Annotated in this window: 24 protein-coding genes; 9 read left to right on the top strand and 15 right to left on the bottom strand. The window is 75.6% G+C overall.

Going from position 1 to position 25,768, the window contains the following annotated elements:
- Positions 1–65 precede the first annotated feature (65 nt).
- Positions 66–1,634 carry an MFS transporter gene (locus MCM47_RS23010; RefSeq protein WP_238863580.1) on the top strand — a complete coding sequence of 523 codons (1,569 nt, stop codon included), beginning with the start codon at positions 66–68 and terminating at the stop codon, positions 1,632–1,634.
- Positions 1,635–1,779: 145 nt separating this feature from the next.
- Positions 1,780–2,418 (top strand): class I SAM-dependent methyltransferase, encoded by a 639-nt coding sequence (locus tag MCM47_RS23005; RefSeq protein ID WP_238863579.1) that lies wholly within the window; start codon positions 1,780–1,782, stop codon positions 2,416–2,418.
- On the opposite strand, the gene MCM47_RS23000 is transcribed toward MCM47_RS23005, so the two are convergent.
- Positions 2,419–3,273: a DUF3626 domain-containing protein gene (locus tag MCM47_RS23000; RefSeq protein WP_238863578.1), complete on the bottom strand. Its 855-nt coding sequence runs from the start codon at positions 3,271–3,273 to the stop codon at positions 2,419–2,421.
- A 272-nt stretch (positions 3,274–3,545) separates the two neighbouring features.
- Between MCM47_RS23000 and tatA the strand changes: the two genes are divergently transcribed.
- Both tatA and MCM47_RS22990 read left to right on the top strand, forming a co-directional pair.
- Positions 3,546–3,845 carry a Sec-independent protein translocase subunit TatA gene (tatA, locus tag MCM47_RS22995; RefSeq protein WP_238863577.1) on the top strand — a complete coding sequence of 100 codons (300 nt, stop codon included), beginning with the start codon at positions 3,546–3,548 and terminating at the stop codon, positions 3,843–3,845.
- Between the two features lie 199 nt (positions 3,846–4,044).
- Positions 4,045–4,590, top strand: a complete 546-nt coding sequence (locus MCM47_RS22990) for a potassium channel family protein (protein ID WP_238863576.1) — start codon at positions 4,045–4,047, stop codon at positions 4,588–4,590.
- An 86-nt stretch (positions 4,591–4,676) separates the two neighbouring features.
- On the opposite strand, the gene MCM47_RS22985 is transcribed toward MCM47_RS22990, so the two are convergent.
- The 5 genes from MCM47_RS22985 to MCM47_RS22965 all read right to left on the bottom strand — a co-directional run bounded on the left by MCM47_RS22985 (position 4,677) and on the right by MCM47_RS22965 (position 11,610).
- Positions 4,677–6,269 carry a protein kinase gene (locus MCM47_RS22985; RefSeq protein ID WP_238863575.1) on the bottom strand — a complete coding sequence of 531 codons (1,593 nt, stop codon included), beginning with the start codon at positions 6,267–6,269 and terminating at the stop codon, positions 4,677–4,679.
- 14 nt (positions 6,270–6,283) lie between these two features.
- Entirely contained in the window at positions 6,284–8,584 is a 2,301-nt protein-coding gene (locus MCM47_RS22980) for a bifunctional polysaccharide deacetylase/glycosyltransferase family 2 protein (protein ID WP_238863574.1), read from the bottom strand.
- Positions 8,585–8,686: 102 nt separating this feature from the next.
- Positions 8,687–9,283, bottom strand: a complete 597-nt coding sequence (locus MCM47_RS22975) for a hypothetical protein (RefSeq protein WP_238863573.1) — start codon at positions 9,281–9,283, stop codon at positions 8,687–8,689.
- A 309-nt stretch (positions 9,284–9,592) separates the two neighbouring features.
- The gene (locus tag MCM47_RS22970; RefSeq protein WP_238863822.1) at positions 9,593–10,702 is read right to left on the bottom strand and encodes a hypothetical protein; all 1,110 of its coding nucleotides are present in this window, start codon (positions 10,700–10,702) and stop codon (positions 9,593–9,595) included.
- Positions 10,699–11,610: an RNA polymerase sigma factor gene (locus MCM47_RS22965; protein ID WP_238863572.1), complete on the bottom strand. Its 912-nt coding sequence runs from the start codon at positions 11,608–11,610 to the stop codon at positions 10,699–10,701. The genes MCM47_RS22970 and MCM47_RS22965 overlap by 4 nt, the downstream gene beginning before the upstream one ends.
- A 607-nt stretch (positions 11,611–12,217) precedes the next feature.
- Here MCM47_RS22965 and MCM47_RS22960 point away from each other — a divergent pair.
- The 3 genes from MCM47_RS22960 to MCM47_RS22950 all read left to right on the top strand — a co-directional run bounded on the left by MCM47_RS22960 (position 12,218) and on the right by MCM47_RS22950 (position 14,765).
- A complete protein-coding gene (locus tag MCM47_RS22960; protein ID WP_238863571.1) occupies positions 12,218–12,967 on the top strand; it encodes a VC0807 family protein in 750 nt (249 codons plus the stop codon).
- A gap of 202 nt (positions 12,968–13,169) precedes the next feature.
- Positions 13,170–13,907 carry a tyrosine-protein phosphatase gene (locus tag MCM47_RS22955; RefSeq protein ID WP_238863570.1) on the top strand — a complete coding sequence of 246 codons (738 nt, stop codon included), beginning with the start codon at positions 13,170–13,172 and terminating at the stop codon, positions 13,905–13,907.
- Between the two features lie 93 nt (positions 13,908–14,000).
- Entirely contained in the window at positions 14,001–14,765 is a 765-nt protein-coding gene (locus MCM47_RS22950) for a Clp protease N-terminal domain-containing protein (RefSeq protein ID WP_238863569.1), read from the top strand.
- A 106-nt stretch (positions 14,766–14,871) separates the two neighbouring features.
- Here MCM47_RS22950 and MCM47_RS22945 read toward each other — a convergent pair whose 3' ends face one another.
- The 9 genes from MCM47_RS22945 to MCM47_RS22905 form a co-directional block, all read right to left on the bottom strand.
- Complete coding sequence (locus MCM47_RS22945) at positions 14,872–15,363, bottom strand: NUDIX hydrolase (RefSeq protein WP_238863568.1); 492 nt, start codon at positions 15,361–15,363, stop codon at positions 14,872–14,874.
- A 227-nt stretch (positions 15,364–15,590) separates the two neighbouring features.
- Complete coding sequence (locus tag MCM47_RS22940; RefSeq protein WP_238863567.1) at positions 15,591–16,049, bottom strand: hypothetical protein; 459 nt, start codon at positions 16,047–16,049, stop codon at positions 15,591–15,593.
- Positions 16,050–16,137: 88 nt separating this feature from the next.
- On the bottom strand, positions 16,138–16,647 hold the full coding sequence (locus MCM47_RS22935) for a MarR family winged helix-turn-helix transcriptional regulator (RefSeq protein WP_238863566.1): 510 nt from the start codon (positions 16,645–16,647) through the stop codon (positions 16,138–16,140).
- Positions 16,648–16,793: 146 nt separating this feature from the next.
- Positions 16,794–17,231 carry an SRPBCC domain-containing protein gene (locus MCM47_RS22930; RefSeq protein ID WP_238863565.1) on the bottom strand — a complete coding sequence of 146 codons (438 nt, stop codon included), beginning with the start codon at positions 17,229–17,231 and terminating at the stop codon, positions 16,794–16,796.
- 570 nt (positions 17,232–17,801) lie between these two features.
- Positions 17,802–18,785, bottom strand: a complete 984-nt coding sequence (locus tag MCM47_RS22925; RefSeq protein WP_238863564.1) for a sigma-70 family RNA polymerase sigma factor — start codon at positions 18,783–18,785, stop codon at positions 17,802–17,804.
- An 85-nt stretch (positions 18,786–18,870) separates the two neighbouring features.
- Positions 18,871–20,097, bottom strand: a complete 1,227-nt coding sequence (locus MCM47_RS22920; RefSeq protein ID WP_238863563.1) for a serine hydrolase — start codon at positions 20,095–20,097, stop codon at positions 18,871–18,873.
- 289 nt (positions 20,098–20,386) lie between these two features.
- Positions 20,387–20,653 carry a hypothetical protein gene (locus MCM47_RS22915; protein WP_238863562.1) on the bottom strand — a complete coding sequence of 89 codons (267 nt, stop codon included), beginning with the start codon at positions 20,651–20,653 and terminating at the stop codon, positions 20,387–20,389.
- A gap of 112 nt (positions 20,654–20,765) precedes the next feature.
- Positions 20,766–21,032, bottom strand: a complete 267-nt coding sequence (locus tag MCM47_RS22910; RefSeq protein ID WP_238863561.1) for a UBP-type zinc finger domain-containing protein — start codon at positions 21,030–21,032, stop codon at positions 20,766–20,768.
- 55 nt (positions 21,033–21,087) lie between these two features.
- Complete coding sequence (locus MCM47_RS22905) at positions 21,088–22,047, bottom strand: helix-turn-helix transcriptional regulator (protein WP_308222411.1); 960 nt, start codon at positions 22,045–22,047, stop codon at positions 21,088–21,090.
- A 250-nt stretch (positions 22,048–22,297) separates the two neighbouring features.
- On the opposite strand from MCM47_RS22905, the gene MCM47_RS22900 reads away from it, so the two are divergent.
- Both MCM47_RS22900 and MCM47_RS43370 read left to right on the top strand, forming a co-directional pair.
- Positions 22,298–23,059 (top strand): SDR family oxidoreductase, encoded by a 762-nt coding sequence (locus MCM47_RS22900; protein WP_238863560.1) that lies wholly within the window; start codon positions 22,298–22,300, stop codon positions 23,057–23,059.
- Positions 23,060–23,223: 164 nt separating this feature from the next.
- Positions 23,224–25,749, top strand: coding sequence for a lysylphosphatidylglycerol synthase domain-containing protein (locus tag MCM47_RS43370; protein ID WP_238863559.1), 2,526 nt, complete (start codon positions 23,224–23,226; stop codon positions 25,747–25,749).
- Positions 25,750–25,768: the final 19 nt, after the last annotated feature.

Raw genomic sequence — 25,768 nt, 5'->3', positions numbered from 1 at the left:
TCTCATGCGAGCGAGTTAGACACACGTACTAGACAAACGTCTGACACGCCCGTACCGTCTTCCCCATGACCGCAACCACCGGCCGCGCAGGCCGTCGCGAATGGACCGGCCTGGCCGTGCTCCTGCTCCCGACCCTCGTCCTCTCCATGGACATGGGCGTGCTCTTCTTCGCCGTCCCGTTCATCTCCACCACGCTGGCGCCCACCGGCACCCAGCAGCTGTGGATCATGGACGTGTACTCGTTCCTGCTGGCCGGCCTGCTCCTCACGATGGGCGCGCTGGGCGACCGGATCGGCCGCCGCAAGCTGCTGATGACCGGTGCCGCCGGCTTCATCGGCGCCTCCCTGCTCGCCGCCTACGCGGACGGCCCCGGGCAGCTGATCGCCGCCCGCGCGGTGCTGGGCGCCGCAGGGGCCACCGTGATGCCCTCGACCCTCGCGCTGATCCGCAACATGTTCCACGAGCCCAAGCAGCGCCAGGCCGCCCTCGGCGCGTGGGGCGGCGCCCTCACCGCCGGGGCCAGCCTCGGCCCGGTCGCCGGCGGTCTGCTGCTGGACCACTTCTGGTGGGGCTCGGTCTTCCTGCTCGCCGTCCCGGTGATGGTGCTGGTCCTGCTCGCGGCACCGGTGCTGCTCCCCGAGTACCGCTCCCCGCAGCGCGGCGGCTTCGACCTGCTCGGCGCGGGCCTCTCACTGGCCGCGATCCTGCCGCTGGTCTACGGCATCAAGACGCTCTCGGTGGACGGCTGGAGCCTGCCCCCCGCGCTCGCGCTCCCGGTAGGCCTGCTCTTCGCCGGCGCCTTCGTCCTGCGCCAGCGCACCGCCGCCGTCCCGCTGCTGGACCTCTCGCTGTTCCGGATCCGCGCCTTCAGCGGGGCGATCAGCGTCAACACGGTGGCGATGTTCGCGATGATGGGCTTCACCCTCTTCACCTCGCAGTACCTGCAGCTGGTCAAGGGCATGAGCCCGCTGACCGCCTCGCTCTGGGCGCTCGTGCCGAGCGTCGGCGTGTTCGCGGCGGTCGGCACCGGCTCGGCGCTCGCCGGGAAGGTCCGCCCGGCGGTGATGATGGCCGGCGGCTTCCTGGTCGGCGCGATCGGCTTCGCGATGATGACCCAGGTCGGAGCGCACTCCCCGCTCGCCCTCGTGCTCACCGCGGCGGGCGTGCTGGCCGCCGGCACGGTCGGCACCATGACGCTGACCGCGGACCTGGTGGTCTCCTCCGCCCCGGCCGAGCGGGCCGGCGCCGCCTCCGCCACCTCCGAGACCGCGGTCGAACTCGGCAGCTCGCTCGGCATCGCCCTGCTGGGGGCGGCCGGCGCGGCCGTCTACCGCTCGCAGCTGGACGGCGGCCTCCCGCAGGGCGTGGACGGCGAGCTGGCCCGGACCGCGCAGGACACCCTCGGCGGCGCGGTCGCCGTCGCCGCCCAGCTGCCCGGCCGGCTCGGCACCGAGCTGCTGGAGACCGCCCGCGCCGCCTTCACCGACGGCCTGCACGTCGCCGCGGTGGTCGGGCTGGTCTTCGCCCTCGGCGCCGCCGTCCTCGCCTACCGCCTGATGTCCCACCTCCCGGCCCGCACGGTCGAGCCGGCCGCCGGCACCGAGCCGGCCGCCGCCGAACCGGTCGCCGTCTGAACCCGGTTCCGAGCCCGCCCACCTGCGCGTCATCACGAGCCCCCACCCGGTCGCCGGGTGGGGCTCTCGCCCTTCCCGCCGGCGCGGTCGGCCACGGAGGAAAACGGCGAGGCGGCGGACGGCTGCCGCATGACACCCTGCCACCATGGACGACAACATCAACCACGTGCGGGCGAAGGCGAGTTACGACACCGTCGCGGAGGACTACCTGGAGCGGATCGGGGGCGAGCTGGCGGACAAGCCGGTGGACCGGGCGCTGCTCGGGGCGGTGCTGGAGGAGGCCGCGGGCGGTCCGGTGGCGGACCTCGGCTGCGGTCCCGGTCACGTGGCGGCGTGGCTGGCGGAGCACGGGGCGGAGGTGGTCGGGATCGACCTGTCGCCGGGCATGGTGGCGGTCGCCCGGCGGGAGCACCCGGCGGTCGAGTTCCGGGAGGGGGACCTGCTGCGCCTGCCGGCCGCGGACGGCGAGTTCGCCGCCGCGGTGGCGCTCTACTCGGTGATCCACCTCGAACCGCACGAGCTCAAGCCCGCGTTCGCGCAGATGCGGCGGGTGCTGCGGCCCGGCGGCGTCCTGCTGGTCTCCTTCCACCTCGGCGCCGAGGTCCGCCGGCTGGAGGAGTGGTGGGGCCACACGGTGGACGTCGACTTCCACTTCCTGGACCAGGACGCCGTCGCCGAGCAGCTGGCCGAGGCCGGATTCGCGGTGGAGGCCCGCCTGCAGCGGGCGCCCCGCCCGCACGAGGCGCAGACCACACGCTGCTACCTGCTGGCCCGGCGGCCCTAGCTAGGCGATGCCCTCCGCCGGCGACCCGAAGCGGGCGAGGCAGTGCCAGACCCGCTTCAGGTCCTGGGGGTCGTGGCGCCCGCTGCGGACGGCGTCGCCGAGGATGCGCGGGTCCAGCCACCCGGCCTCGGCGACCGCCTCGCCCAGGGCGACGTACTCGGGCCCGCGGTAGTCCGGGTGACGGCGCAACTCCTCGACGGAGAGCCGCACGCCGGAGTGCCACTCGACCGGGCAGGGCAGCCGGCGGGCCTGCTCCTCGACCGGGGTGCCGCGGTGGCTCGGGTCGAGCACCAGCGCCTCGACGTCCCGGTCCAGCCGGACCGGGCCGTGCACCTGGGCCTCGATGTAGTCGTCGAGGGCGTCCGCCGCCACGTCGGCCTCGGCGAGCTCGATCAGCGCCATCCGCGCGGCCACCCCGAAGTCCGCGGGCTCCAGGAAGCTGTCCGGGTAGCAGAACGTGGTCCGGTCGAGGACGGGAGCGGCCAGCCGGAAGAACGCCGACCCGAAGCGCGGGGCGCCGCCGAGCGGCCTCCGGCGGTAGTCGAGTGCGCCGTACACCGGCCGTTCATCCGCCGGCGCCTCGTCGTACGCGCCGCCGAAGATGCGGCTCTCCCAGCGCCAGCGGTCGCCGCCGGGGTGGGCGGTGAGGCCGCCGTTGCTGGTACCGGTGACGAACTGGGAGCGGTAGACACCGTCGGCGGCGAGCGACTCCAGGATCGACCGGCCGCCGGACTCCCGGTCGGGGTGGAAGTTGAGGGTGACCTGCAGGCCGGGGGCCAGCGGCGGACCGGAGGACAGCGCGGCGACGTGCTGCAGGGCGTGCTCCTGCGGGGCCCGGGATATGTCGATGCTCATCGGCGCAGTGTCGCCGAGCGGCACCCCGCTCCGCACCCGGTTTCCACCGGCCCCGTCCCGGGCCGGACGCACTCCGCTCCCGGCGGGTCGGACCGGAGGCCCCCCCGCCAAAGTGGTCTAGACCAATAGCGGCCGTCCGCCCCGGCGACATCCGGTTTTTGACCAGCGTTTCCCGGCCGGTGTATACGTTCGCCGCCGGGGCCAGGCATACTGGCCAGGTCGGGCGCTTTGCCCTCCTGTGACTCTAGACAAGAAGGGACCGGTGGCCAGGGATGCTGCGGAACGGTCTTGAGCCCTGGCACCTCCTGGTGGTGCTGGCTGTCGTTGTCCTGCTGTTCGGATCGAAGAAGCTGCCGGAGATGGCCCGCGGCCTCGGCAAGTCCATGCGCATCCTCAAGGCCGAGACGAAGGCGCTGCGCGAGGACGAGGCCCCCGCCGCCGACGCCGCCCAGGGCACGGCGCAGGCCGCCGCCGCCCCCCAGCAGCCCGCCGCCGACCAGGCGCGCCCGGCCGTGACGCCGACCACTGTGACCAAGGCCACGGAGACCCCCCGGTCCACCACCACGGCCTGAGCCCTCGACGGAGCCCCCCGCTGACTGCAGCGGGGGGCTCCGTCGTGCTTGGGGCCGTACGGTCGTGCCGGCCGCACCCCGGGCCGTCTGAGGGGCGGTCAGCCCGACCGGCCCGTCCGCGAGCCCCGGCGGGAGGCGGCTCCGCCGGACGGAGCAGCCCGGGGGGCGGCCGCCGCCTCCCGGCCCGAACCTGGGCGGGATGTCCACCAACCAGTCGCCGCCGTCCCGGACCCGGATCGACAAGCGGGCCTGGCTCCTGCTCCTGGGCTCGTTCACGCTGCTGATGGTCGCGTACTTCACCGTCCCGCTGCGCCGCCTCGGCGCGGACCGACCGCTCCTCAGCTGGGTGGTCTTCGCGGCCGCGCTGGTCGTGCTGAGCGCACTGCTGATAGCACGCATGAGCGACGTGGTGCGCGGCACCGGGCGTCACCCGGGGGTCTGGCTGGTCTTCCTGATCTGCCTCGCGATGACCATCTTCGCCGCCACCTACTACGTGCTCAGCGCGAGGCCGGACGAGTTCGTGGGTCTGGAGAGCAGGCTCGACGCGCTCTACTTCACCATCGTGACCATGTCCACGGTCGGGTACGGCGACATCACCCCGGCGGGGCAGGCGCCACGGCTGGTGGTGATGCTGCAGATCGCGTACAACTTCGTCTTCCTCGCGGCGGCCGCCGGGGTGCTGAGCCGCCAGATCCGCACCGGGGTGGAGAGCCGCGCCCGGCGGCGGCACCCCGGGGACGGCTAGGCCCTCTCTCTGGGATCTTGCCGGATCAGCGGTCGGCTCCCCGGCCTCCCGGTCGCCGCGGGGCGCTCACTCGTTGTCGTTGGCGGTCACTCGTTGTCGTTGCGGTCGGCGGCGGCGTTGAGCGAGGTGATCAGGGCGCTGAGGCGGGAGTTCCAGTTCTGGGAGGTCTGGCCGTCGACGGCGTGCTTCTTCGCCATGTCCCGGACGATCCGCTGGGCGCCCTTCAGCTCCTGGGCGGCGTCGTCCGGCTGCCCCTGGTTGAGGCGGGCCGCCGCGTCGTCGAGGGTGTGCAACAGGTCGATCTGGCGGTCCCGCTCCTTGCCGACCTGGGTCTGCGCCACGGACTGCCGAAGGGCGTTGAGCTGGACGGCCGGGCTCTGGTTACGCGGCGGCGTCGTCGAAGGGGCCGTGGTGGGCGTCGCGGCCGGGGTGGTGGGCGCGGCGGTCGACGGCGTGGCGGTCGGGCTCGGCGGGGCCGCGGCGGTCTGCGACGGCTTGGCGGCCGCGGCGGTCGGGGTGCCCGGGTCGTCGAAGGCGGTGAGCGCGAGCATCGCGGCGCCCGCGACTCCGGCCAGGCCGAGCGCACCGAGGACCAGCGGCTTGCGGCGGCTCTCCCGGGCCGGCGGCTCGAAGCCCGAGGAGGCGTGGCCGGCTGAGTCGAAGCCGGCCGGACCGCCCCCGGGCCCGGTGTGCCCGGGCGGCGCGACCGGCACCGGCGCCATCACCGAGGTGGCCGCGGCCGGCTGCGGGGGGAGCAGCGTGGTGTGCTGCTGGGCGGCGAGCCCGGGCGCGACCGGCGGCAGCGCACGGGTGGGCTGCCCCGTGGTCGCGAGCAGCTCGGAGGTCGGGTCCACGACCGCCAGCCCGGGCACGCAGGCGAGCAGCTCGGCCCGGGCGGCCGCCGCATCGGCCGGCCGGTCGGCGGGGTTCTTGGCGAGCAGCCGCAGCACGGCCGCGTCCAGGGCGGCCGACACGCCGGCCCGTCGGGCGGACGGCGGCAGCGGCTGCTCGCTGACGTGCTTGAACGCGATCGCCACCGGGGTCTCGGCGGTGAACGGGGTGACGCCGGTGAGCATCTCGGTGAGCACGCAGCCGACGGCGTACAGGTCGGTGCGCCCGTCCAGCTCGGAGGCGGTGGCCTGCTCGGGCGAGAGGTAGGCCGCGGTGCCGAGGACGGACGCGGCCTGGGTGAGGTTGCTGGAGGACCCGGCCCGGGCGATGCCGAAGTCGACGACCTTCACCCCGCCGTCGTCCGTGATCATGATGTTGCCGGGCTTGATGTCACGGTGCACCAGGCCCGCGCCGTGTGCGACGGCCAGCGCCTCGCAGACCGCCGCCGCGATCCCGACCGCCCGCTCCACCGGCAGGCCCGGCTGCTGCGCCAGCGCCGCGGCCAGCGAGCGGCCCTGCACCAGCTCCATGACGATGTAGGGCGAGCCCTGGTCCACGCCCGAGTCGAAGACCATGACGATCCTCGGGTGGACCAGCATCGCCGCGTGCTGCGCCTCCCGGCCGAACCGCTCGGCGAAACGCGGGTCGTCGGCGAGACCCCCGTTCAGGACCTTGACGGCCACCTGGCGGCCCAGCACGTGGTCCACCCCGCGGTAGACGGTGGCCATGCCGCCGACGCCGAGTATCTCGACGAGTTCGTAACGCCCGTTGAGCGCCCGTCCGATCACGCCAACCGCCTCCCTCACGTGCCCTGTCCGGGGCCCCGGACCGCCTCGTGCACCTGTGCACGATAGCCTCCGGGCGCCCCGGGGCCGCCGCCGATGCCGACCGGCTCCGGGGGCGCACCGGCCGCTTGCTGGCCTTCGGGCACCCGCAGGCTGCCGTAGCGCTGCATCCGCTGCCACCGCAGCCGGGAGCCGGCCAGCGCGGTGAACACCGACTGGATCACCACCAGGTACATCAGCTGCCGGTAGACGAACTGCTGCAGCGGGAGACTCCAGAGCGGGCCGAGCCGCTCGCGGTCGAGGCGGAAGGCATAGACCGCCATCAGCAGCTGTACCAGCAGGAACGCGAGCCAGAGGCCGACGATCCGGACCGGGTCGAGGAAGGCCAGCCCGTACAGCGCGAAGACGTCCACCACCGGGGCGAGCAACGGCAGCAGCACCTGGAACGTCAGCAGGTAGCCGAGGCCGCGCCGGCCCAGCTTGCCCGCCTGCCCGCCCTGGCGCAGCGCGCCGCGGTGCTTCCACATCGCCTGCAGGGTGCCGTAGCACCAGCGGTACCGCTGGCGCCACAGCGCACTCAGGGACGCCGGCGCCTCCGTCCAGGCCCTGGCCCGCTCTTCGTACACGACCCGCCAGCCGGCCCGGCAGAGCGCCATGGTGAGGTCGGTGTCCTCGGCCAGCGTCTCGTCGCCGACGCCGCCGACGGCCAGCACCGCCGACCGGCGGAAGGCACCGACCGCGCCGGGGACGGTGGGCATGCACTCGGCGAGGTCGAAGAGCCGGCGGTCGAGGTTGAAGCCGACCACGTACTCGATGTGCTGCCAGCGGCCCAGCAGGCCGCCCCGGTTGGCCACCTTGGCGTTTCCGGAGACGGCGCCGACCGCCGGATCGGCGAAGGGCTGGACCAGCATCCGGACGGCGTCCGGCTCGAAGACGGTGTCGCCGTCGACCATCACCAGCAGCTCGGCCCGGGCGGCGGCGATGCCGGTGTTGAGCGCGGCCGGCTTGCCCGCGTTGGCCTGCCGGATCACCCGGACGTACGGCAGGCCCAACGACTCGACCAGGTCGGCGGTGCCGTCGGTGGAACCGTCGTCGACCACGATGACCTCGACCGGGTGGTCGGACGCGAGCAGCGAGCGGACGGCGGCCTCGATGCCGGCCGACTCGTTGTAGGCCGGCACGATCACGCTGACCGGCTCGGTGACCGGCGGTCCCCAGGCGTTGCGCCGGCGGCGCAGCCGCTTGTGCCGCCGGGCGGCGACCAGAACGGTCACCGCGCGCAGGACGCTGACCGCGCCCGCCGCGTACAGCAGCCAGCCCAGTACGGCGAGGGTCCAGTCCCCGGCCTGTAGCACCCGGATCAGGGCGAGGCCCTGCCAGTGCTCGGCCCACGTCGCCCGCCGGACGGGGTCGGGCAGGCCCACCGACTCACTGACCGTGGTGAAGCGGAATCCCCGCGCCTTGAGCCGCGGCAGCAGGGCGTCCAGCGCGGCGACGGTCTGCCAGCGGTTGCCGCCGCCGTCGTGCATCAGGACGATCCGGCCCTCGTCGCCCCGCCCTGCGGTGGCCGCGTCGGTGATCTCGTCCACGCCGGGGCGGCGCCAGTCCTCGCTGTCATGGGTGGTGAGCACGGTCAGATAGCCCTCGCGGCCGGCCTGCTGGACGGCGGCCCAGCCGGGGTCGTCCAGCACGTCGGCGGTGGAGGAGTACGGCGGGCGCAGCAGCGAGCTGGTCACCCCGGCCGCGCCGGCCAGGGTGAGCTGGGTCTCGCGCAGCTCCAGCGAGCGGCGCCAGGGCGGCTGGGCTCCGAGGTCGGCGTGGGTGAAGGTGTGCACGCCGAGCTGGTGGCCCTCGGCGACGATCCGGCGGACCAGGTCGGGGTGGGCGGCCGCCTGGGTGCCGACCACGAAGAAGGTGGCGTGCACGCCGTTGCGGCTCAGCGTGTCCAGGACCTCGGCGGTCCAGCGCGGGTCGGGGCCGTCGTCGAAGGTGAGCGCGACGGTGCCGGGGCGCGGCGCGGCGGTTCGCGGCTCGGCGCCGGCCGCGTCGATCACGGGTCCGCCGCTGCGGACCTGCTCGGGGACGGCGGCCGAGCCCGCCGGCTGGGCGGCCGGGTCGGGGCGGTGGTCGTAGAGGTGCTGGGTGTAGCCCTGCAGCAGCAGGGCGGCCGCCAGGGTGAACAGCAGGGCGGTCAGCAGCAGCCAGTGGGTGCGCAGCGGACCCTGGCGGACGACGCCCCTTCTGCCGCGCCGGGCGGCGGGCGGGACGGCGGCGGGGCCGGGGCGGCCGGTTCTGCGGCGACGGCGGGAGGGGCTCACGGCGGGGCGCTTTCGGGAGGGCGGGGCGGGGCCCGGAGAGGCGAGGGGCCGGGGGTGGGTCCGCAGAACGGCGGTGGCGGCTTCGGCAGGGCGGGCGCCGGGTCACGGAGCCGGGGACGGCTTGGCGGTCTTGCCGCCCCCGTTGCCCGAGTGGCCCGGCGCGTCGGTGGGCCGTCCGTGGCCGGGGGTCACGGTGGGGTTCCCGCCGTTGCCGTTGCCGTTGCCGTTGCCGCCGGGCGTGGCGGACCCGGACGGCCCGGCGGAGGGCGGAGCGGACGGCTCCGGGGTGGCCGACCGGCCGGCCGCCGTCGGGGCGCCCCGGCGGCCGGCCACCGCCGACTGGGCCGGGCCGGGCTGCACGCTGTCCGGCCCCGGCGCGCCGGGGATCGTCGGCACCTCGGACGGGGTCTCGGCGGCCGGCGCGGTCGGGGCGGCGCTGGGGGCGGGCGGCAGCGGCAGGAACGGCGCGCTCACGCTCGGCCCGCCCAGCACCGTGCTGGCCACCAGCACCAGGTAGCCGGCGGCCGGCACGGCGAGCAGCAGGCCGAGGCGGCGGACCCGCCGCTGGCGGCGGCCGGAGGAGTCCACGAACACGGGGGCGGCGGTGGTCTCGGCGGCCTGCCGGGAAGGGGTGGCGGCCGGGGAACCGGGCAGCGGATCCCCGGCCGCCGGCTCGTGGTCGTACCAGGTGACGGTCACGGTCGGGTCCAGGTGTGGTCTGGTCGCGCGGGCCGTCGGCCCGCCCGACTGCGGGGCGGACGGGCCGACGGTTCCGGTCCCGGCCGGACCGCGGCGCGTCCGGGGGGTGCGCCTGCGGTCCGGCCGGGGCCGGCCGGGTGGACGGTGGGCACGGGGGAGCCGACCGGCCACCCGGGGTCTTGGGGTGGTGGAGCTACTGCGGGTCCTGCGGGTCGTACGGTCTGCGGGTGGAGCGGGCACTGCGGTGGTGCTTCCCGGATGGGCGGCGGGCCCGGGGGGATTCGCTCGCCGCCCATCCGGAGTCTCGGGTCACCTCTTGGGCGAGGCTTCGGCGGGTTTGTCGGTGCGGTCGGGCTTCGGCCGCGGATCGGTGAGCGTCGGCAGCGGAGGCAGCACGGGGGTGCCGGTGGCCTTGCCGCCGTTCTCGCCCGAACCACCCGAGCCGCCGGAGCCGGAGGCCTTGCCGCCGTCACCGTTCTGGTTGCCGTTCTGGTTACCGTTCTGCTTGCCGTCCTGGCTGCCGCCCGCTCCGTTGCCGCCGTTGCCGGAGGTGGTGCCGCCGGACTGCTGGGAGGAGTTCCGGCGGTCGTCCTCACCGGCGCGCCGGAGGACGTTCGCGCAGTACCCCTCCACCTTGTCCGCGCCGCCGGCCTCCGCGACCAACGCGGCGAACTGCGGGTCCGCGGTCAGCAGGCGCGGGCGCTCGCCCTTGCCCGTCCGGTCGGTGAAGCCGCGGCAGAGCGAGACCAGGCCATTCGGACCGCCCTTGGTCTCCCCGTCGGCCGGGGTCGAGGACGGCGCACCCGGCGCGGACTGCCCGCCCGCCCCGGCGGACGGCCCGCCGGTGGCCGCGCCACCGGTGGTCGAGGGACCGCCGAAGGGCTGCCGCGCGGCCGAGGAGCCGCTCGACGCGCCGGACTTCGTCCCCGGTGCGGACGTCCCGGTGGCCGCGGGGACGACCGGCATCCGGCTCCGGTCCTCGGAACCGCCACCGAGCGCCGACGGCAGGTTGCCCGTGCCGGCCGCGACCGCCACCCCGCCGAGCGCGGTGGCGCCGAGCACGACGGCGACGGCCTTCGTGCTGAAGGCCCTGGCCAGCGCGGCGGTTGCCATCGATCGTCTCCGGACGGGTGCGGGTACGGCGGGTGGAGCAGGGACGGGCGCGAGACGGGCCTCCCGGAACGCGGCCAGCGCCGCCTCCTCGCCGGAGAGCTCCTCCGCCACCGCCGGGGCGGAGGCAGCGGCCAGGACCCGGGCCACCCGGTCCACCGGCCCGCCCTCGGGCAGTCCGGTCGACCCGGCCCCGACGTCCGGTCCGGTGAGTGAGGCGTCCTGCCCGGCCGACGGGCCGCCCACGGCACCGCCAAGCAGTTGCTCGGCCGTGTCGCGGTCGATCCGACGGGATCGGTTGGTGCTCATCTCATGTCCTTCAGCGTCGCGGCCCTGCGTTCTGTCACACCCTGCGGAGAGATTTCTTCGCCGGATTTTCCGGAGCCCCGCCGGGCACCCCGTCCGGCCCGGCCCGACTGGTGCGGCACCGGCTGCCCGGTCGGCTGCTGCACCGTGGTCGAGGCCGCCCGCCGGACTGCCTGTCGGGCCATCGGCTGCGCCGGGATCCCGACGCCGGACGCGAAGGACTGCTCCAGCAGCTTGGCCAGCCGCCGCAGCCCCCGGTGCGCGGCCATCCGCACCGTCCCCGCCCGCTTGCCGAGCACCCGCGCGGCGCTCTCCGCGTCGAGCTCCATCACCACCCGCAGCAGCACGGCCTCGGCCTGGTCGTGCGGCAGCCGGGAGATCAGCGCCAGCGCGTCCGCCGTGCCGACGGCGGCCATCGCCGCGCCCGCCGTGTCGTCCCCCGCGGCCAGCTCGCCCAGGTACTCGAACGGGAGATCGGCGACCGGTCTGCGGCGTCTGGCCCGCAGGTGGTCGAGGGCACGGTTGCGGCCGATGGTGGCGGCCCAGCCGCGGAAGCCGTCCCCGTCGCCGGTGAAGGACGGCAGGTCGCGGGCGATCTGGAGCCAGGCCTCGGAGGCGATGTCCTCGGCGTCCTGGGCGTCCTCGGGCCGGCCGCCGATCAGCACCCGGAGGTAGCGGATCAGACCCGGCTGCACGCTGCGGAACAGCAGCCGGAACGCCTCCTCGTCGCCGTCCTGCGCCGCTCGGACGGCGGCGGTCAGGTCGTCCGGGGCTGCCCCCGGGGGCCGGGCGGACGGTGGACCGGGCGGTGGACCGGGCGGTGGGTCGGGCGTCGGTACCGGTCCGGACCGGCCGACGGGCCTGTCGGTGCCCGCTCCGGGGCGCTCTGCACTCTGCACCCGCCACATCATGCGCCATCCGGGTGATCGGTCCGACCCGCCGGGGCGATCCGGGGCTTCCGGCGCCCGTCCGTCGCTCCGGCCCCGGGTACGGTACCGGGCTCCTCGACGGGTCGAGCCGGACGGCCCGACGTCGGGCCGTCCGGACCATGGACCGCAGGCCGGGGCCCTTGGTCCGGGGGCCGAGCTGGTCGGCGGGCACCTCGTCCCGACCGGCGCCCGGACCGGGGCGGACACGGTCGGGCGGACCGTGCTGCACGGCGCCGCCCGCGGCTTCCGCTCGGCCGGGGACGACCGCTTCGACGCGGTGCGCTGCTCGGACACCCTCGGCCGCGCGCCCTGGTCGTTCCCGTCCTGAACCACGGCTGCGTGCGTCCCGTCCGCACGCGCGCCGGCGCGTCCCGGCCGCACGCCGCGGGCCGCCCGCGCTGACCGGAGGAACCGGAGGAACCGGAGGAACCGCAGGTCGGAGGCGCTGTCATGACGCGGACCGTGACAACTGTCATGCCGATCCCGCAACGGACGGCACTGCTCTGACGGAGGGTCGCGCCGGAAGACTGGAGGCACGACGCGGGCACCGGGCCCGCGGGCCGAGCACCCAGTCCGGGGAGGACCCACCGTGAGCCAGACCCTCAGCGCCCCCGCCGTCACCACCGCCGCCGTCAGCAACACCGCCGTCACCACCGTCGCTCCGGCCACCGCCGAGAAGGCGGCCAATCCCCTGGCCTCCGCCCTCCGTCCGCTCGTCCTCGACGTCGCCGCTCCGCTGGCCGGCTACTACCTGCTGCACTCCGCCTTCGGCATGAGCGAGTTCGCCGCCCTCGCGTGGAGCGGTGCCGTCCCGGCCGTCCGGACCACCCTCGGCCTGCTCCGCGAGCGGAAGCTCAACCTGTGGGCCTCGATGATGCTGGGCGTCAACGTGGTCGGGCTGGCGCTCACCACCGTCACCGGCGACGCCCGGCTGATGCTGGCCAAGGACGGTGCGGTGAGCGCCACCATCGCGCTGGCGATCCTCGCCTCCGTGCTGCTCGGCCGCCCGCTGATGTCCTCGGCGCTGATGCCCTTCCTCACCAGGGGCGACCGGGCGCGCTCCGACGCCTGGCACCGGCTGGCCGCCGGCCGGGCGGCCGGCTCGCGCAGCTTCCGCCGCCACGAGCGGCTCTTCTCCACCATCTGGGGCACCGCCCTGCTGACCGAGTGCGTGGCCCGGGTGGTCGGCGCGTTCACCCTGCCGGTCTCCACCATGGCCTGGCTCTCCACCGTGTTCCTGGTCGGCGCGATCGCCGCCGGTTCCGTGCTCGGCCAGATCGCCGCCGACCCGATGGAGAAGCTGGTCCGCGCCGAGGCCGCCCGCCCCACCGACTGCTGAGAAGCGACTGGTGAGAGGGCGACCGCTGAGCGGCGACTGCCGACAGACGTGCAGGCCGGAACGCCCGCTACGGTCCATCCGCCCACGAACATCCGCTGACGCCCCGTCGAACGGACGGCGAAGCCGAGGAACCATCGGGACGGCCCGGGAGTCCTCTCTATAACGAGGGGGTAACGGACCCCCGACGAGAACGGGGAGCCCGATGAGCCGGACGGACGCGCTGACCACCACCGAGGACCGCACGCTGGTGTGGGACGGCTGCCTGAACGTCCGCGACCTCGGCGGCCTCCCGACCACCGACGGCGCCCGCACCGCCCACCGCGCCGTCGTCCGGGCCGACAACCTGGACCGCCTCACCGCCGAGGGCTGGGACTCCCTCCTCGACCACGGCATACGCACCGTCGTCGACCTGCGCGACACCGCCGAGTACAAGCCGCTCCTCCCGCTGCCCGAGGGCATCGAGCTGGTCCGCGTCCCGCTGGACGAACTGGCCGGCTCCGCCTGGTGGGAGACCTACGGAAAGCTGGACGGCACCCCGCTCGCGTTCCGCCCCTACCTGGACCACTGCCCGCACGCCGCCGCCGAACTGGTCGGCGCCGTCGCCGGCGCCCGGCCCGGCGGGCTGGTCGTGCACTGCGGCGCCGGCCGTGACCGCACCGGCCTGGCCGCCCTGCTGCTGCTCGCCCTCGCGGGCGTGGAGCCCGCCGAGATCGTCGCCGACTACCTGCTCAGCGCCCCCAACGTCCGGCCGCTGTACGGCATGCTCGGCCTGCCGGACCAGTACCGCCGGATCGACGCGGTGCTCGCCGAGGCCGGGACCACCGCCGAGGCCGCCCTGTTCGCCACCCTCGACGGCTTCGAGCCGGCCGGGTACCTGCGCGCCGCCGGCGTCGACCCGGCGGACCTCGCCGCCGTCCGCGCCCGGCTGCTCGGCGACTGACCCCCGCCCGCGCCCCGGGGTGACGCAGGGTCGACTCACACCATCGTCAACCACGGGTTGACGCTTCTCCTGGCGACAACCTACGGTTGACGCATGGAGAATTCAGCCGTTCCCCGGACCACTCCGCTGCGCCTCGACGACCTGATCGAGGCGATCAAGAACGTCCACAGCGACGCTCTCGACCAACTCTCCGGCGCGGTCATCGCCGCCGACCACCTCGGCGAGCTCGCCGACCACCTGATCGGCCACTTCGTCGACCAGGCCCGCCGCTCCGGCGCGTCCTGGACCGAGATCGGCCGCAGCATGGGTGTCAGCAAGCAGGCCGCCCAGAAGCGGTTCGTCCCCAAGGACCCGGCCACCCCGGCCGACCTCGACCCCTCCCAGGGGTTCAGCCGGTTCACCGACCGGGCCCGGAGCGTGGTGATGGCCTCGCAGGAGGAGGCGCGCGCGGCCGGGAACGCCGAGATCGGCACCGGGCACCTGCTGCTCGGCCTGCTGGCGGAGCCGGAGGGGCTGGCCGTCAAGGCACTGGCCGCCCAGGGCGTCACGCCGGAGGCCGTCCGGGCCGCGGTGGCCGCGGCGCTGCCGGCGCCCGCGGGCGAGGTGCCCGGCCTGATCCCGTACGACGCGCAGGGCAAGAAGGCACTGGAGCTGACCTTCCGCGAGGCGCTCAAGCTGGGGCACAACTACGTCGGCACCGAGCACATCCTGCTCGCCCTGCTGGAACTGGAGCACGGCGAGGGCCCGTTGGCCGACCTGAACGTCGACAAGCCGGAGGCGGAGGCCTTCGCCTCCGAGGCGGTGGCCGCCTTCATCGCGGCCCGCGCGGCCGACGTGGACGACACGGGCCGGGCCTGAGACGGATCCGGGCCGCCTGCCGGCCCGGGCCGCACCCGGGCGCAGCCCGGATCCGGCCTGGGCCGGATCCGGGCGCGGGCCCCGGAGCCGGGACCCGCACCGGCGCTCAGAAGCCGGACACGTGGGTGGTGACGATCCGCACCCGCCCGTCGGCGGCGGCCTCCATCGCCGCCCGAAGCCGCAACGACCGGGCCGGGCCGAGGAGTTCGAGCGCCTCCTGATCGGTGGCCCAGCGGTGGTCGTCGAGTTCGCCGGCCGGGACGGTCACGGGGGTGCCGTCCGGGACGGTGCCGAAGTCGAAGAGGAAGTGCTCGGCGGGGTGGTCGAGTTCACCGGACGCATGGGTCCACGAGATGGCGAGCAGGTCGCCGGCCGCCCGGACGATGCCAGTCTCCTCCTCCAGCTCGCGCGCCGCGCACTCGGCAGGCCCCTCGCCGAGGTCGATCGTCCCGCCGGGGAACTGCCAGTGCTCGCGGTAGCCGGCCTTCACGATCAGGATCCGCCCCGACTCGTCGCGCAGCACGCAGCCGGCCGCCGCGTAGATCCGCGGCAGGGACGCCAGCCACTCCTCCCGGGACTTCAACGGCTCAGCCGACACGGTGGTCCTCCTCCGACGCAGAACGGGGTCTCCGCGCCCACTCTGCCATCCGGCCCCCGCCGCCCGTCGGCCGGACGGCAGCACGCGCGCACCCCGCGCAGGGGCCCGGCGCAGCTCGGCCGGCTCGCGTACGGGGGCAGGGGGACAGGCGCAGGGGCCGGACCCACGCGGGGCAGGACCCACGCGGGGCAGGACCCCGGGCCCGGGGCGGGCGCCCGCCTCGGGCGTCAGGCCTCGGCCAGGATGGCGTTGGCGCGCTCGGTGACGACGGTCAGGACGCGGGCGGCGACGGCCAGGTCCTCGGCCGGAAGGTCCCCGTAGATCCGGGCCACGATCCGCTTCACCCCGTCCTGGATCCGGCCGTGCAGCTCGCGCCCGGTGTCGGTGAGGGCGAGGACGGCCGGGTCGCCGCCGTCGCCGCCCGAGGCGGTCGCCAGGCCGGCGTCGAGCAGCTGCTCGATCACCGCGGCGGCGGCCGCGTCGTCGATCTTCAGCCCGGTGGTGAGCCGGGTGATCAGGTCGTCGCGGGTGGCGCCGCCCCCCGGCCGGTCACCGAGGCCGTTGATCGCGACCTCCTGGTGGAAGGTCAGACCGAGGCTTTCGAACACGGTCTCCGCCACGGCGCGGGTGGCGTAGTGGGCGAGTCCGATGGTCCGGCCGTTGAGGACGGTGACAGAGGTGGACACGAGGTCGCTCCTTCAGCAGATCAGATCCAGCAGGTCATCGAGCAGGCGTGCAGGGCGGTTCGGGTGGCGCGACGGCCCGCGAGCCGGGTCAGCCGAGCCGGACGTCGAGCGGGACGTCGAGCGGGACGTCGAGCGCGACGTCCAGCGGGACGTCGAGCAGTGCGGTCAGCTCGGCCGTGAACGCCGCGGTCCGCTCCCCGTCCAGACCGCCGAGCGGCGCGAGCAGCCGGTCGAGCAGCAGCTTGACGGTGGCGACCGCGCGGCGGGCGGCCTGCTCCCCTTCGACGGTGAGCGAGAGCCGCACCGCCCGGGTGTCGGCCGGGTCCGGCGTCCGCTCGATCAGACCGGAAGCCTCCAGCGACCGGGCGATCTTGGAGACGTAGAGCGCTTCCAGACCGGTGTGGTCGGCCAGTTGGCGCTGGCTCGGCCGCTGCCCGGACCGGTGCATCCCGTGCAGGGATCCGAGCAGCGTGTACTGCGCGTGGGTCAGCCCCAGCGGGGCCAGTGCCCGGTCCACGGCGGTGCGCCACCGCGTCGACAGCCGCCAGACCAGGAAGCCCGGCGTCGGGCCGTTCTGCGGGATCGCGTTCTCGCTCATGGCAGATACAGTACATGGACATTGTTGCCATGGCTACTATTTCCCGGGCGGACTTTCGCCGCCTCCGCGCCGCTCCTCCGCTCCTCCGCGGCCCCGGCGGGTGCGCCCGGCCCGGACCGGCCGGAGCGCACCCCGAACGCCGCGGATCAGCCCCGGCCGGCCAGGTGCTCGACCAGGCGGTCGAAGCTGGAGTTGAGGCCGGCCACGGCGTCCGGGCCGTTGTACCGGTCCGGCACGTCGGTCTGGTGCAGGACCACCTCGGTGCGGTCGTCGTCGAGGTCCCGGAAGGTCAGTGTGGAGCGCATCCCGGCGCTCGCCTCGACGACCGCCAGCAGCTCGCCCTCGCGGAGCTCGACGATCTCGGCCTTCATCGGGTACCGCTCGCCGGTGGCGTCGACGACCATCGTGCTGTCGTAGCGCCCGCCGACCCGCGGCTCGATCGTCACGGTCTCCAGCGGGACGTGGACGCCGGCCGGGCCCCAGAAGCGGACGAACTGCTCCGGGTCGAGGTAGGCCCGGAAGGCGGCGGCCGCGCTGCCGGGCAGCTCGCGGGTGATGGTCAGCTCGCCAAGGTTCTCGGTCATGGGTGTTCCTCGTGCTCGCGGTTCGGTGTGTCGCTCTCACAGGGTTGGACCGGGGGCGCGGCCGGAACTCATCGCTCCCCGGGCGAATTCTTCAGCGGATCTCCCGGCGGGCCGATGAGCCGCGCCCACCGCGCCGGTCTGACCTCCGTGGACACCTACCGAGAGACACCCCCCGCCCCGGAGCCGACACCCGCCCGGACACCGCCGACGCCCGCCCCGGAGCCACCCCGCGCCCCGCAACCGAGCCGCGAACCGCACCCGACCTGCGGACCGCACCCGTGTCGTCAACCGCGCCCGACCCGTGAACCGCGCCTGGCCTGCGACCTCGGCGCCCTGCCCACCGCCGGCCCGGGCGCCGCCGACCTGGCCGTCGTCGACGCGCTCGCCCGGCTCCGGCTCGCCGCCGCCCGGCACGGCGTCCGGGTGGTCCTGAGGGGCGCGAGCGGCCCGCTGCGGGAACTGCTCGCGTTCGCCGGCCTCGCCGGAGTGCTGCCGGTGGAACCGGACGACGATCCGGCCGGCCCGACGAACGCCCCACCCCTGCGTGACCCGCTCGGCGCCGATCCCGCCCTACTCGGCGTCCAGCCGGGGAGGGAGCCCGAAGAGCGGGAAGACCGTGTCGGTGTCGAGGAAGTTGGTGAGCCCGGTGATCCGGCCCGCTGACACCTCCAGCACGATGAGCGCCCACGGCTCGTGGCCGCCGTCCGGGCTCGGGCGGTACTGCCCGAAGGCCGGGCTGCCGTTGGCCTCCACCGGCACCAGCCGCGAACCCCGGCAGCCGCAGCCGGGACCGAGCATCCACTCGCGGATCTCGCCCCGCCCCTGCAGCCACATCTCGTACGGCGGCATGTTGAGCGTGACGTCCTCGTGCAGCAGGGCCGCGAGACCGTCCATGTCGTACGCCTCGAAGGCGGTGACGTAGCGGGCCAGCAGTGCCCGGTGGTCGTCGTCCAGGGCGGGCGCGGGGCGGGAGGCCGCGGTGTCCGCGGCGAGCACCGCGCGGGCGCGCTGCAGCGCACTGTTGACCGAGGCCACCGTGGTGCCCAGCAGCTCGGCGACCTCGGCGGCCTTCCAGCCGAGCACCTCGCGCAGGATCAACACCGCCCGCTGCCTGGGTGCCAGCCGTTGCAGCACGGAGACGAAGGCCAACCGCACCGACTCCCGCTGGGCGGCCACCTCGGCCGGGTCCCCCGTCTCGGGCAGGACCCGGCCGTCCGGCGCGGGTCCGATCCAGAACACCTCGGAGCGCTGGGCCTCGCTCGCGGTGGCCACGGTGGACGGGCCGGCCAGGTCCATCGGACGGGCCCGGTTGTTGCGGCCGTTCAACGCGTCCAGGCAGACGTTGGTCGCGATCCGGTAGAGCCAGGAGCGCAGCGCGGCCCGCCCCTCGAAGCCCTGGTGGCCGCGCCACGCGCGGACCATCGTCTCCTGGACGGCGTCCTCCGCCTCGAAGACCGATCCGAGCATCCGGTAGCAGTAGCCGGTCAGTTCCGTCCGGTACCGCTCCAGCCGGAGCTCCAGGGGCTCCTCCGTCCCGGTCATCACATCGGCCATCGCACGCCCCCGTGTCCGCCCACCACCAACGATCGGACCGACCGTACCGCAGGGGACCGACGGCCGGTCCGCCGCCGGAGCGGAGTCAGGACCCGTCCGCCCCGTACACCCGGCCGGAGCCGAAGGAGGCGGTCACGATCTCCCAGACCTTCGGGAACTCGGCACCGTTCAGGCCGGTCGGGTTGAGCGTCAGGACCACCTTGCGACTGAGGTCCTTGGTGGCGAAGACGCCGCTGTAGTAGCCGGGGCGGGAGCCGGTCTTGCCCCAGACCACGGTGCCGTTGGGCAGGGTGGCGCTCATCAGGCCCCTGCTGAAGCAGGCGTGGCCGGCCGTCGGGCCGATCTCGCAGTTCTTGTTCCGGTTGTTGGGCACGTCCGGGACGCGGAAGAGCTCCGCCTGCTGGGCCGGCGGCAGCAGCCGGCCGCGCAGCAACGCGGTCATGAACCGGTCCAGGTCGGCGGTGGAGGAGATCATGCCGCCCTCCGCCCAGGGCCAGGGGCTCTGCTCGGTGACGTCCACCCGGCCGCCGTCCGGGCCGGGCACGTCGAGGACGGCGGTGGCGTGCGGGCCGGGGACGGCGAGGTCGTCGCGCGCGGGCACGAAGGTGTCCCGCAGGCCGAGCGGGCGGGCGATCCTGGTCCGGACCTCCTGCGCGAAGGAGCGGCCGGTCGCCTTCTCGACCAGCATCCCGGCGACGAGGGTGTTGATGCCGTTGTACTGCTGCGCGCTGCCCGGCGCGAAGCCCATCGGCTGCCGGACGGCGTCCGCCACCACCTGTTCCGGGGTCCAGGAGTCGGCCCTGTGCTCGGCGAACCACCGCTCGCCGCCGTCCCCGGAGGTCAGCCCGCCGCCACCGGGCAGGCCGCTGGTGTGGTCGAGCAACTGGCCGACGGTGACCGGCGGGTACGCCGCCGGGAGCAGACCGGGCAGGTACTGCTGGACGGTGCCGTCCAGATCGAGCCGGCGCTCGGCGGCGAGCTGGAGCACCACGGTGGCGGTGAACACCTTGGAGATGCTGCCGATCCGGAACCGCGCGTCCACCGGGACACCGCCCGCCGCGCCGGACCACCGGCTGCCGGGACCGTCGACCCGGACCAGCGCGCCGGTGATGCCGGCCGGCAGGTCGGCGAGGGCCCGCGACAGGGCCGCCCGGTCCACCGGCGCGGCGGGGCGGGCGGCGGCGACGGCCGCCGTGTCAGCGGGCCGGTCGGCCGCCAGGGCGGGGGTCGCGGCACCGGCCGCGACGGCGGCGACGAGCGCTCCGGAGATCGCAAGAGTGGTCCAACGGCCGTCACGCTGCGGGGTGTTCATCGTCTGGGCTCCAACTCGGGCTCGTCCGGCGGGCGGTGATCGCTTCCGGGAACGAGTCTGTGGGAGCCGGGCGCACCGGCCATCCGGGACGACCCCCCACGCGTCCCCGAGCCGACCCCGAGGCGGCCCGAGGGCGGTCGCCGAGCACGCGTCAGGGGCGGGAGCCGGTACCCGACTCCCGCCCCCGCGAGGGTGTGGGTCGTGTTGGTCCGCCGCCCGGACCGGTCCGGTCCTGCCGGGCGGGCCGGCGCGGACAGGCCGCTCGCCAATGCGCGGAGCGCTTCTCCCGCTAGTGCGCGGAGTGCTTCTCCGCACCGCGGTGGCGGTGGCCCTTGAGCTCGGCGTGCATCGCCGGGGCTGAGTGCAGGGACGCCACCTCGACGTCGCGCCCGCCGTGGCGGAAGGCGGCTCCGCCCGAGGACGCGCCGGTGGAGGACGGGGCGCCGGTCCGCAGCCGCGGGGGGAGCGGTCTCGGGCTCGTCGCCATGCCCCGCCGCTCCAGCAGGTCCTGGGTGCCCCGGCGGAGCTTGGTGCTCGGCATCGACTTGGCCATCATCGGCCTCCCTTCGGCGGTCGCCGGCCGGACACACGCCGGCCGGGAGGGCCGCACCGGCGTTATGTCCGGATTTCAGCCGGGTTACACCTGGGTCCGCCCACCCGGTCGGGGCTCAGCCGATGACCTCGTGCACGTAGCACCAGCGCCAGTCCTCCCCCGGCTCGTAGGAGCGCACCACCGGGTGGGAGGTGTTGTGGAAGTGCGCCGCGGCGTGCCGCTGCGGCGAGAAGTCGCAGCAGCCGATGTGGCCGCAGTCCAGGCAGATGCGCAGGTGCACCCAGTCCCGGCGCCCCTGGGCCAGGCAGTCGGCGCAGCCGTCGGCCGGCGGGAGGGGGTCGATGTCCAGGGGTGCCGCGGCTAGGTCTTCGCAGGCGCTCATGGACGCAGGGTAGTGACGGCGCCCCGGCCCGCGGGCCCAAGACACGCCCCGCAGGTCAGTCCACCGCGGGCCCGCCCGGGGCCCCTGTCCCCTCGGTCCGCGCCGCTCCGGCCCGCGTGTCGTCGGCCCGCGTGTCGTCGGCCCGCGTGTCGTCGGCCCGCCCGCTTTCGGTACGCGTGTCGCCGACCCGGCCGCCGTCGGCGTGCCAGCTCGCCAGCAGGGCGAGCTTCTCCGCCGTGGGCGACCCCACCGGTGCGGTGTACGCGACCAGCAGCTGGTCGGCCGCCCCGTTGACGGCCAGCGTCTCGTAGCCGAGGTCGAGCCCGCCCACCACCGGATGGTGGATCAGCTTGGTCCCGTGGGTCTTCTCCCGCACCTGGTGGTCCGCCCAGAGCCGACGGAACTCCTCGCTGCGCACGGAGAGTTCGCCCACCAGCGCGGCCAGCTTCGGGTCCTCCGGGTACCGTCCGGCGTCCAGCCGCAGATAGGACACGGTCTCGGCCGCCACCGCCTCCCACTGCCGGTAGAACTCCCGGGCGGCCGGGTCGAGGAAGGCGTGGCGGGCGGCGTTGACCTCGCCGCCCGGGCGCGCGGAGAAGCCGTTCACGGCGTCGCCGAGGGCGTTCCAGGCGAGCACGTCCATCCGCCGGCCGAGGACGAAGGCCGGCACGCCGGGCATCAGGTCCAGCAGCAGGCGGGTGCCGTCCCGCACCTGGCGGCGGCCGGGTCCGCCGTCGGCCCGGCGCGGGGGGCGGGCCAGCGCGCGCAGGTGCGCGGCCTCCACCTCGTCCAGCCGCAGCACCCGGGCCACCGCGTCCAGCACCGCGTCGGAGGCGCTGCCGCCGCGGCCCTGCTCCAGCCGGACGTAGTAGTCGACGCTGACCCCGGCGAGCTGGGCGACCTCCTCGCGGCGCAGCCCCTGCACCCGGCGGCGGCCGTGCGCGGGCAGGCCGACCTCCTCGGGCCGGATCCGGGAGCGGCGCGAACGGAGGAAGTCCCCCACGGTGTTCTCCATGCCCGGCAGCGTAGACCGGGACGACCCGACCGAGGGTGGTAACGGCTTTCCCAGGATGGCCTTTCCCGGGTTGCGCCGTCCCGGGTTGCGCCGTCCCGGGTCGGACGCAGCCCTGGGTGGCCGGTCGCGGCCCGAGCAGAGTGGATCCCGCCGGGCCGCCGCGGCCCGGCGGGACCGCCCCGCGGCGGCCCGCACCGGCCGATCCCGCCCGGCGTCCCGAGCGCCGGCAGCACCCGAACAGGAGCACCCGATGAGCTACCCCGCCCTCGCCACCCGCACCGCCGTCGTCACCGGAGCCGCCAGCGGCATGGGCGAGGCAACCGCCCGCCTGCTCGGCGCGGCCGGGGCCCGGGTCGCGCTGCTCGCCCGCCGGACCGAGCGCCTGGACGCGCTGGCCGCCGGGATCGGCGCCGCCGGCGGCCGGGCGCTCGCCGTCACCACCGACGTCACCGACCAGGCCTCCGTGGACGCCGCCGTCAAGGCCGTCCACGACGCGTTCGGCCCGGTCGACCTGGTGGTCAACAACGCGGGGGTGATGCTGCCCAACCCCGTCACCGACGGCCGGATCGACGAGTGGACGCGCATGATCGACACCAACCTCACCGGTGCGCTGCGGATCGTCCGTGCCTTCGCCGACGACCTCACCGACGCCGCCGCCGAGGGCCGGCCGGCCGACCTGGTCAACGTCTCCTCGATTGCCTCGCACGTCACCTTCCCCGACTACGCCGTCTACGGCGCGACCAAGGCCGCGCTGACCCAGCTCTCCACCGCGCTCCGCACCGAGTTCGGGCCGCGCGACGTCCGGGTCAGCGCGATCGAGCCCGGACTGACCGACACCGAGCTCGGCGGGCACATCGACAACCCGGTGCTGCGCGAGCAGCTCGGCGGGATGTTCGCCGTGATCCCGGCCCTGACCGCCGACGACATCGCGGACCTGATCGGCTACACCGTCACCCGACCCCGGCACGTCAACCTCCGCCACCTGGTCGCCCTGCCCACCCGCCAGGCCTGACCCGCCGAGCAGGCCTGACCCGCCGAGCAGGCCTGACCCACCGGCCCACCCCACAGGCCGGACCCACCCCACGGGCCGGTGGGCCCGGGCGCCCGGGCGCGCCCGACCGCCCGGACCAAGGGTTCTCCGCCGCGCCCGGGCCGGGCCATGGGAGCATGCCAACCGTGGCGATCGTGACGGGGAGAGTGGACAGCGACACGGGCGGTGCCCGGTCCGGCGGCATACCCGGGCCGAGCGGGCCCGGCGGGGACGCGCCGCCCGGGCCGGCCGCCACCGGCCGGGTCCGGCAGCCGGTGGCGCTGATCCGGCTGCTGGCCGGTGTCGCCGGGATCACCCTGACGCTGCTGCTCGCCGACTACGCGCGGGCCACCACCTCCGGCATCGCCAGCGACGTCGCCCAGGCCGCCGAACTGGTCCCGCGCACCCTGGCCGGACTCGCCGGGGGCCTGACCACCGCCGCCCTGCTGCTGGTCCCCGCCTACTCCGCGGCCCGCCGGCTGACCTCGGCCGCAGCCGACCGTCGGCGCACCCTCCAACACCTCTCCGACGGGCTGCTGGCCGCCGTCCTGGCCTACGGGGTCTCGCTCGCGCTCGACCTCTGGGTCGACGAGGCGGCGTCCCCGACCCTGGTCGCCGCGCTCACCCAACGGCTGCCCGGCGGCGGCCTGGCGCACACCGAACCGGTCTACGGCTACCTCGCCCCGGTGCTCGCCTTCCTGACCGCCTCCGGCGCCCGCGAGCGCCGGCTCCCCCGGCTCACCCTCGCGGCCTCCGCCCTCGCCGGCCTCGCCGCCGGGTACGCCACCCCCACCGCCCTCCTGCTCGGACTGCTGATCGGCTGGACCGCCGCCCACGGCACCAGCTACGCCGTCGGCACTCCCGACCCGCGGCCGAAGCCGGCGCAGCTCCTGCGCAGCCTGCGCGAGGCCGGCCTGCGCCCGGTCGCCGCCCGACCGGCCGGCCCGGACCGCTACCTGGTCACCCAGGAGCCCGGCCGCCCCGATCTCGACGTCCAGCTGCTCGACCGGCAGGCCGTCACCGCCGCCCTGGTCCAGCGCGCCTGGCGGCGGATGCGGCTGCGGACCGCCCCGCACCCCCGGGCGCTGCGTTCGCTGCGCACCGGGCTGGAGCACGAGGCACTGGTCTCGTACGCGGCCGTCGCGGCCGGCGTCCGCACCCGCCGGATCGCCGCCACCGCGGAGCTCGGCCGCGACACCGCGCTGGTCGCCTACGAGTACCTGCCCGGGCGCACGCTCGACCAGCTGGCCGACGAGGAGCTGACCGACGCGCTGCTCACCGACGCGTGGTCCCAGCTCGCGCTGCTGCACCGGCGGGAGATCTCGCACCGGGCCCTGGTCCCCTCCGCGCTGCTGGTGGACGACGCCGGCGCGGTGCACCTGGTGGACCTCGCCGACGGCGACATCGCCGCGAGCGACCTGGTGCTGCGCTGCGACACCGCCCAGCTGCTCGCCACGTTCGCCCTGCGCACCGGGGCCGAGCGCGCGGTGCGCACGGCCGTGGCGGTCCTCGGCTCGGACACGGTCGGCGCCGCCCTTCCGCTGCTCCAGCCGATCGCCCTCGCCGGTAGCACCCGGCGGGAGCTCCGGCGGGCGGCCGCGGCCGCCCGGGCCGCCGCGGCGGAGAGGGCGCAGCCGGCGACCGCCCCCGCGCCGCCGCCGGCGGAGCTGCTGGACGCCATCCGCGCCGAGGTCCTGCGCACCCAGCCGCAGGCGCCGGTCCGGGCGGTCAAGGTGGAGCGGCTGCGGCCGCGGACCCTGCTCGCCGTCGGCGGCGGCGTGATGGCCGGCTGGCTGCTGCTGCCGCAGCTGTTCGCGACCGAGCAGAACCCGATCGCCGCCGTCGCCGACGCCGACCCGCTCTGGCTGGTACTGGCCCTGCTGGCCGCCGCCGCCAGCCACGTCACGTCCGCGATGGGCTTCGTCGGCTTCGTCCCCGAGCGGCTGGACTTCCGCCCCGCGCTGTACGCGCAGGTCGCCGGCTCCTTCGTGAAGCTGGTCTCGCCCGGCGGCGTCGGCGGGGTGGCCCTGAACACGCGGTTCCTGCAGCGGGCCGGCATCCCGACCGCCCAGGCGCTGTCCAGCGTCGGCGTCGGCCAGCTCTTCGGGCTGGTGCTGCACCTGCTGCAGCTGGGCGCGTTCGTCTACCTGATGGGCATGGAGCCCGGCGGCTCGGAGCTGGAAGCGCTGCCCGCCGTGGTGGGCGGGCTCGTCGGGGCCGGCGTACTGCTGGCCCTGGTGTCCGCGGTGCCGCCGGCCCGCCGCTGGCTGGCCGCCCGGCTGCGGCCGCTGACCTCCGAGGTGCTGCCCCGCCTGGTGGAACTGCTGCGCAGTCCGGGGCGGCTGGCGGTCGGGGTCGCCGGCCAACTGCTGGTCTCGCTCTGCCTGGTCGCCTGTCTGTACTGCTGTGCCCGGGCGGTCGGGCGGGAGCCGGCCTTCGCCGCCGTCGCGGTGGTCTTCCTCATCGGCAACGCGGTCGGCAACGCGGCGCCGACCCCGGGCGGGGCCGGCGCCGTGGACAGCGCGCTGGTGACGCTGCTGGAGCACTCCGCGTCGATGGAGGAGGGCGGCGCCCTGGCCGCCGTGGCGCTCTACCGCCTGCTGACCCTGGTCCTGCCGGTGCTGCCGGGGTGGGCCGCCTTCGCCTGGCTGCAACGGCGCGGCGCGCTCTAGCGGACGGCCTCCACGGACG

It is taken from the genome of Kitasatospora sp. A2-31 (assembly GCF_022288725.1).
In the GTDB taxonomy this organism is placed as follows: Bacteria; Actinomycetota; Actinomycetes; order Streptomycetales; family Streptomycetaceae; genus Kitasatospora.
Note: the sequence above shows the minus strand (reverse complement) of the source record. Positions and strands in the feature narration are given on the sequence as shown.

Excerpts from the sequence above, each read along its gene's own strand:
- MCM47_RS23010 (WP_238863580.1), top strand. The coding sequence starts at position 66 with ATGACCGCAACCACCGGCCGCGCAGGCCGTCGCGAATGGACCGGCCTG.
- MCM47_RS23005 (WP_238863579.1), top strand. The coding sequence starts at position 1,780 with ATGGACGACAACATCAACCACGTGCGGGCGAAGGCGAGTTACGACACC.
- MCM47_RS23000 (WP_238863578.1), bottom strand. The coding sequence starts at position 3,273 with ATGAGCATCGACATATCCCGGGCCCCGCAGGAGCACGCCCTGCAGCAC.
- tatA (WP_238863577.1), top strand. The coding sequence starts at position 3,546 with ATGCTGCGGAACGGTCTTGAGCCCTGGCACCTCCTGGTGGTGCTGGCT.
- MCM47_RS22990 (WP_238863576.1), top strand. The coding sequence starts at position 4,045 with ATGTCCACCAACCAGTCGCCGCCGTCCCGGACCCGGATCGACAAGCGG.
- MCM47_RS22970 (WP_238863822.1), bottom strand. The coding sequence starts at position 10,702 with ATGAGCACCAACCGATCCCGTCGGATCGACCGCGACACGGCCGAGCAA.
- MCM47_RS22965 (WP_238863572.1), bottom strand. The coding sequence starts at position 11,610 with ATGATGTGGCGGGTGCAGAGTGCAGAGCGCCCCGGAGCGGGCACCGAC.
- MCM47_RS22955 (WP_238863570.1), top strand. The coding sequence starts at position 13,170 with ATGAGCCGGACGGACGCGCTGACCACCACCGAGGACCGCACGCTGGTG.
- MCM47_RS22950 (WP_238863569.1), top strand. The coding sequence starts at position 14,001 with ATGGAGAATTCAGCCGTTCCCCGGACCACTCCGCTGCGCCTCGACGAC.
- MCM47_RS22935 (WP_238863566.1), bottom strand. The coding sequence starts at position 16,647 with ATGAGCGAGAACGCGATCCCGCAGAACGGCCCGACGCCGGGCTTCCTG.
- MCM47_RS22930 (WP_238863565.1), bottom strand. The coding sequence starts at position 17,231 with ATGACCGAGAACCTTGGCGAGCTGACCATCACCCGCGAGCTGCCCGGC.
- MCM47_RS22925 (WP_238863564.1), bottom strand. The coding sequence starts at position 18,785 with ATGGCCGATGTGATGACCGGGACGGAGGAGCCCCTGGAGCTCCGGCTG.
- MCM47_RS22920 (WP_238863563.1), bottom strand. The coding sequence starts at position 20,097 with ATGAACACCCCGCAGCGTGACGGCCGTTGGACCACTCTTGCGATCTCC.
- MCM47_RS22915 (WP_238863562.1), bottom strand. The coding sequence starts at position 20,653 with ATGATGGCCAAGTCGATGCCGAGCACCAAGCTCCGCCGGGGCACCCAG.
- MCM47_RS22910 (WP_238863561.1), bottom strand. The coding sequence starts at position 21,032 with ATGAGCGCCTGCGAAGACCTAGCCGCGGCACCCCTGGACATCGACCCC.
- MCM47_RS22905 (WP_308222411.1), bottom strand. The coding sequence starts at position 22,047 with ATGGAGAACACCGTGGGGGACTTCCTCCGTTCGCGCCGCTCCCGGATC.
- MCM47_RS22900 (WP_238863560.1), top strand. The coding sequence starts at position 22,298 with ATGAGCTACCCCGCCCTCGCCACCCGCACCGCCGTCGTCACCGGAGCC.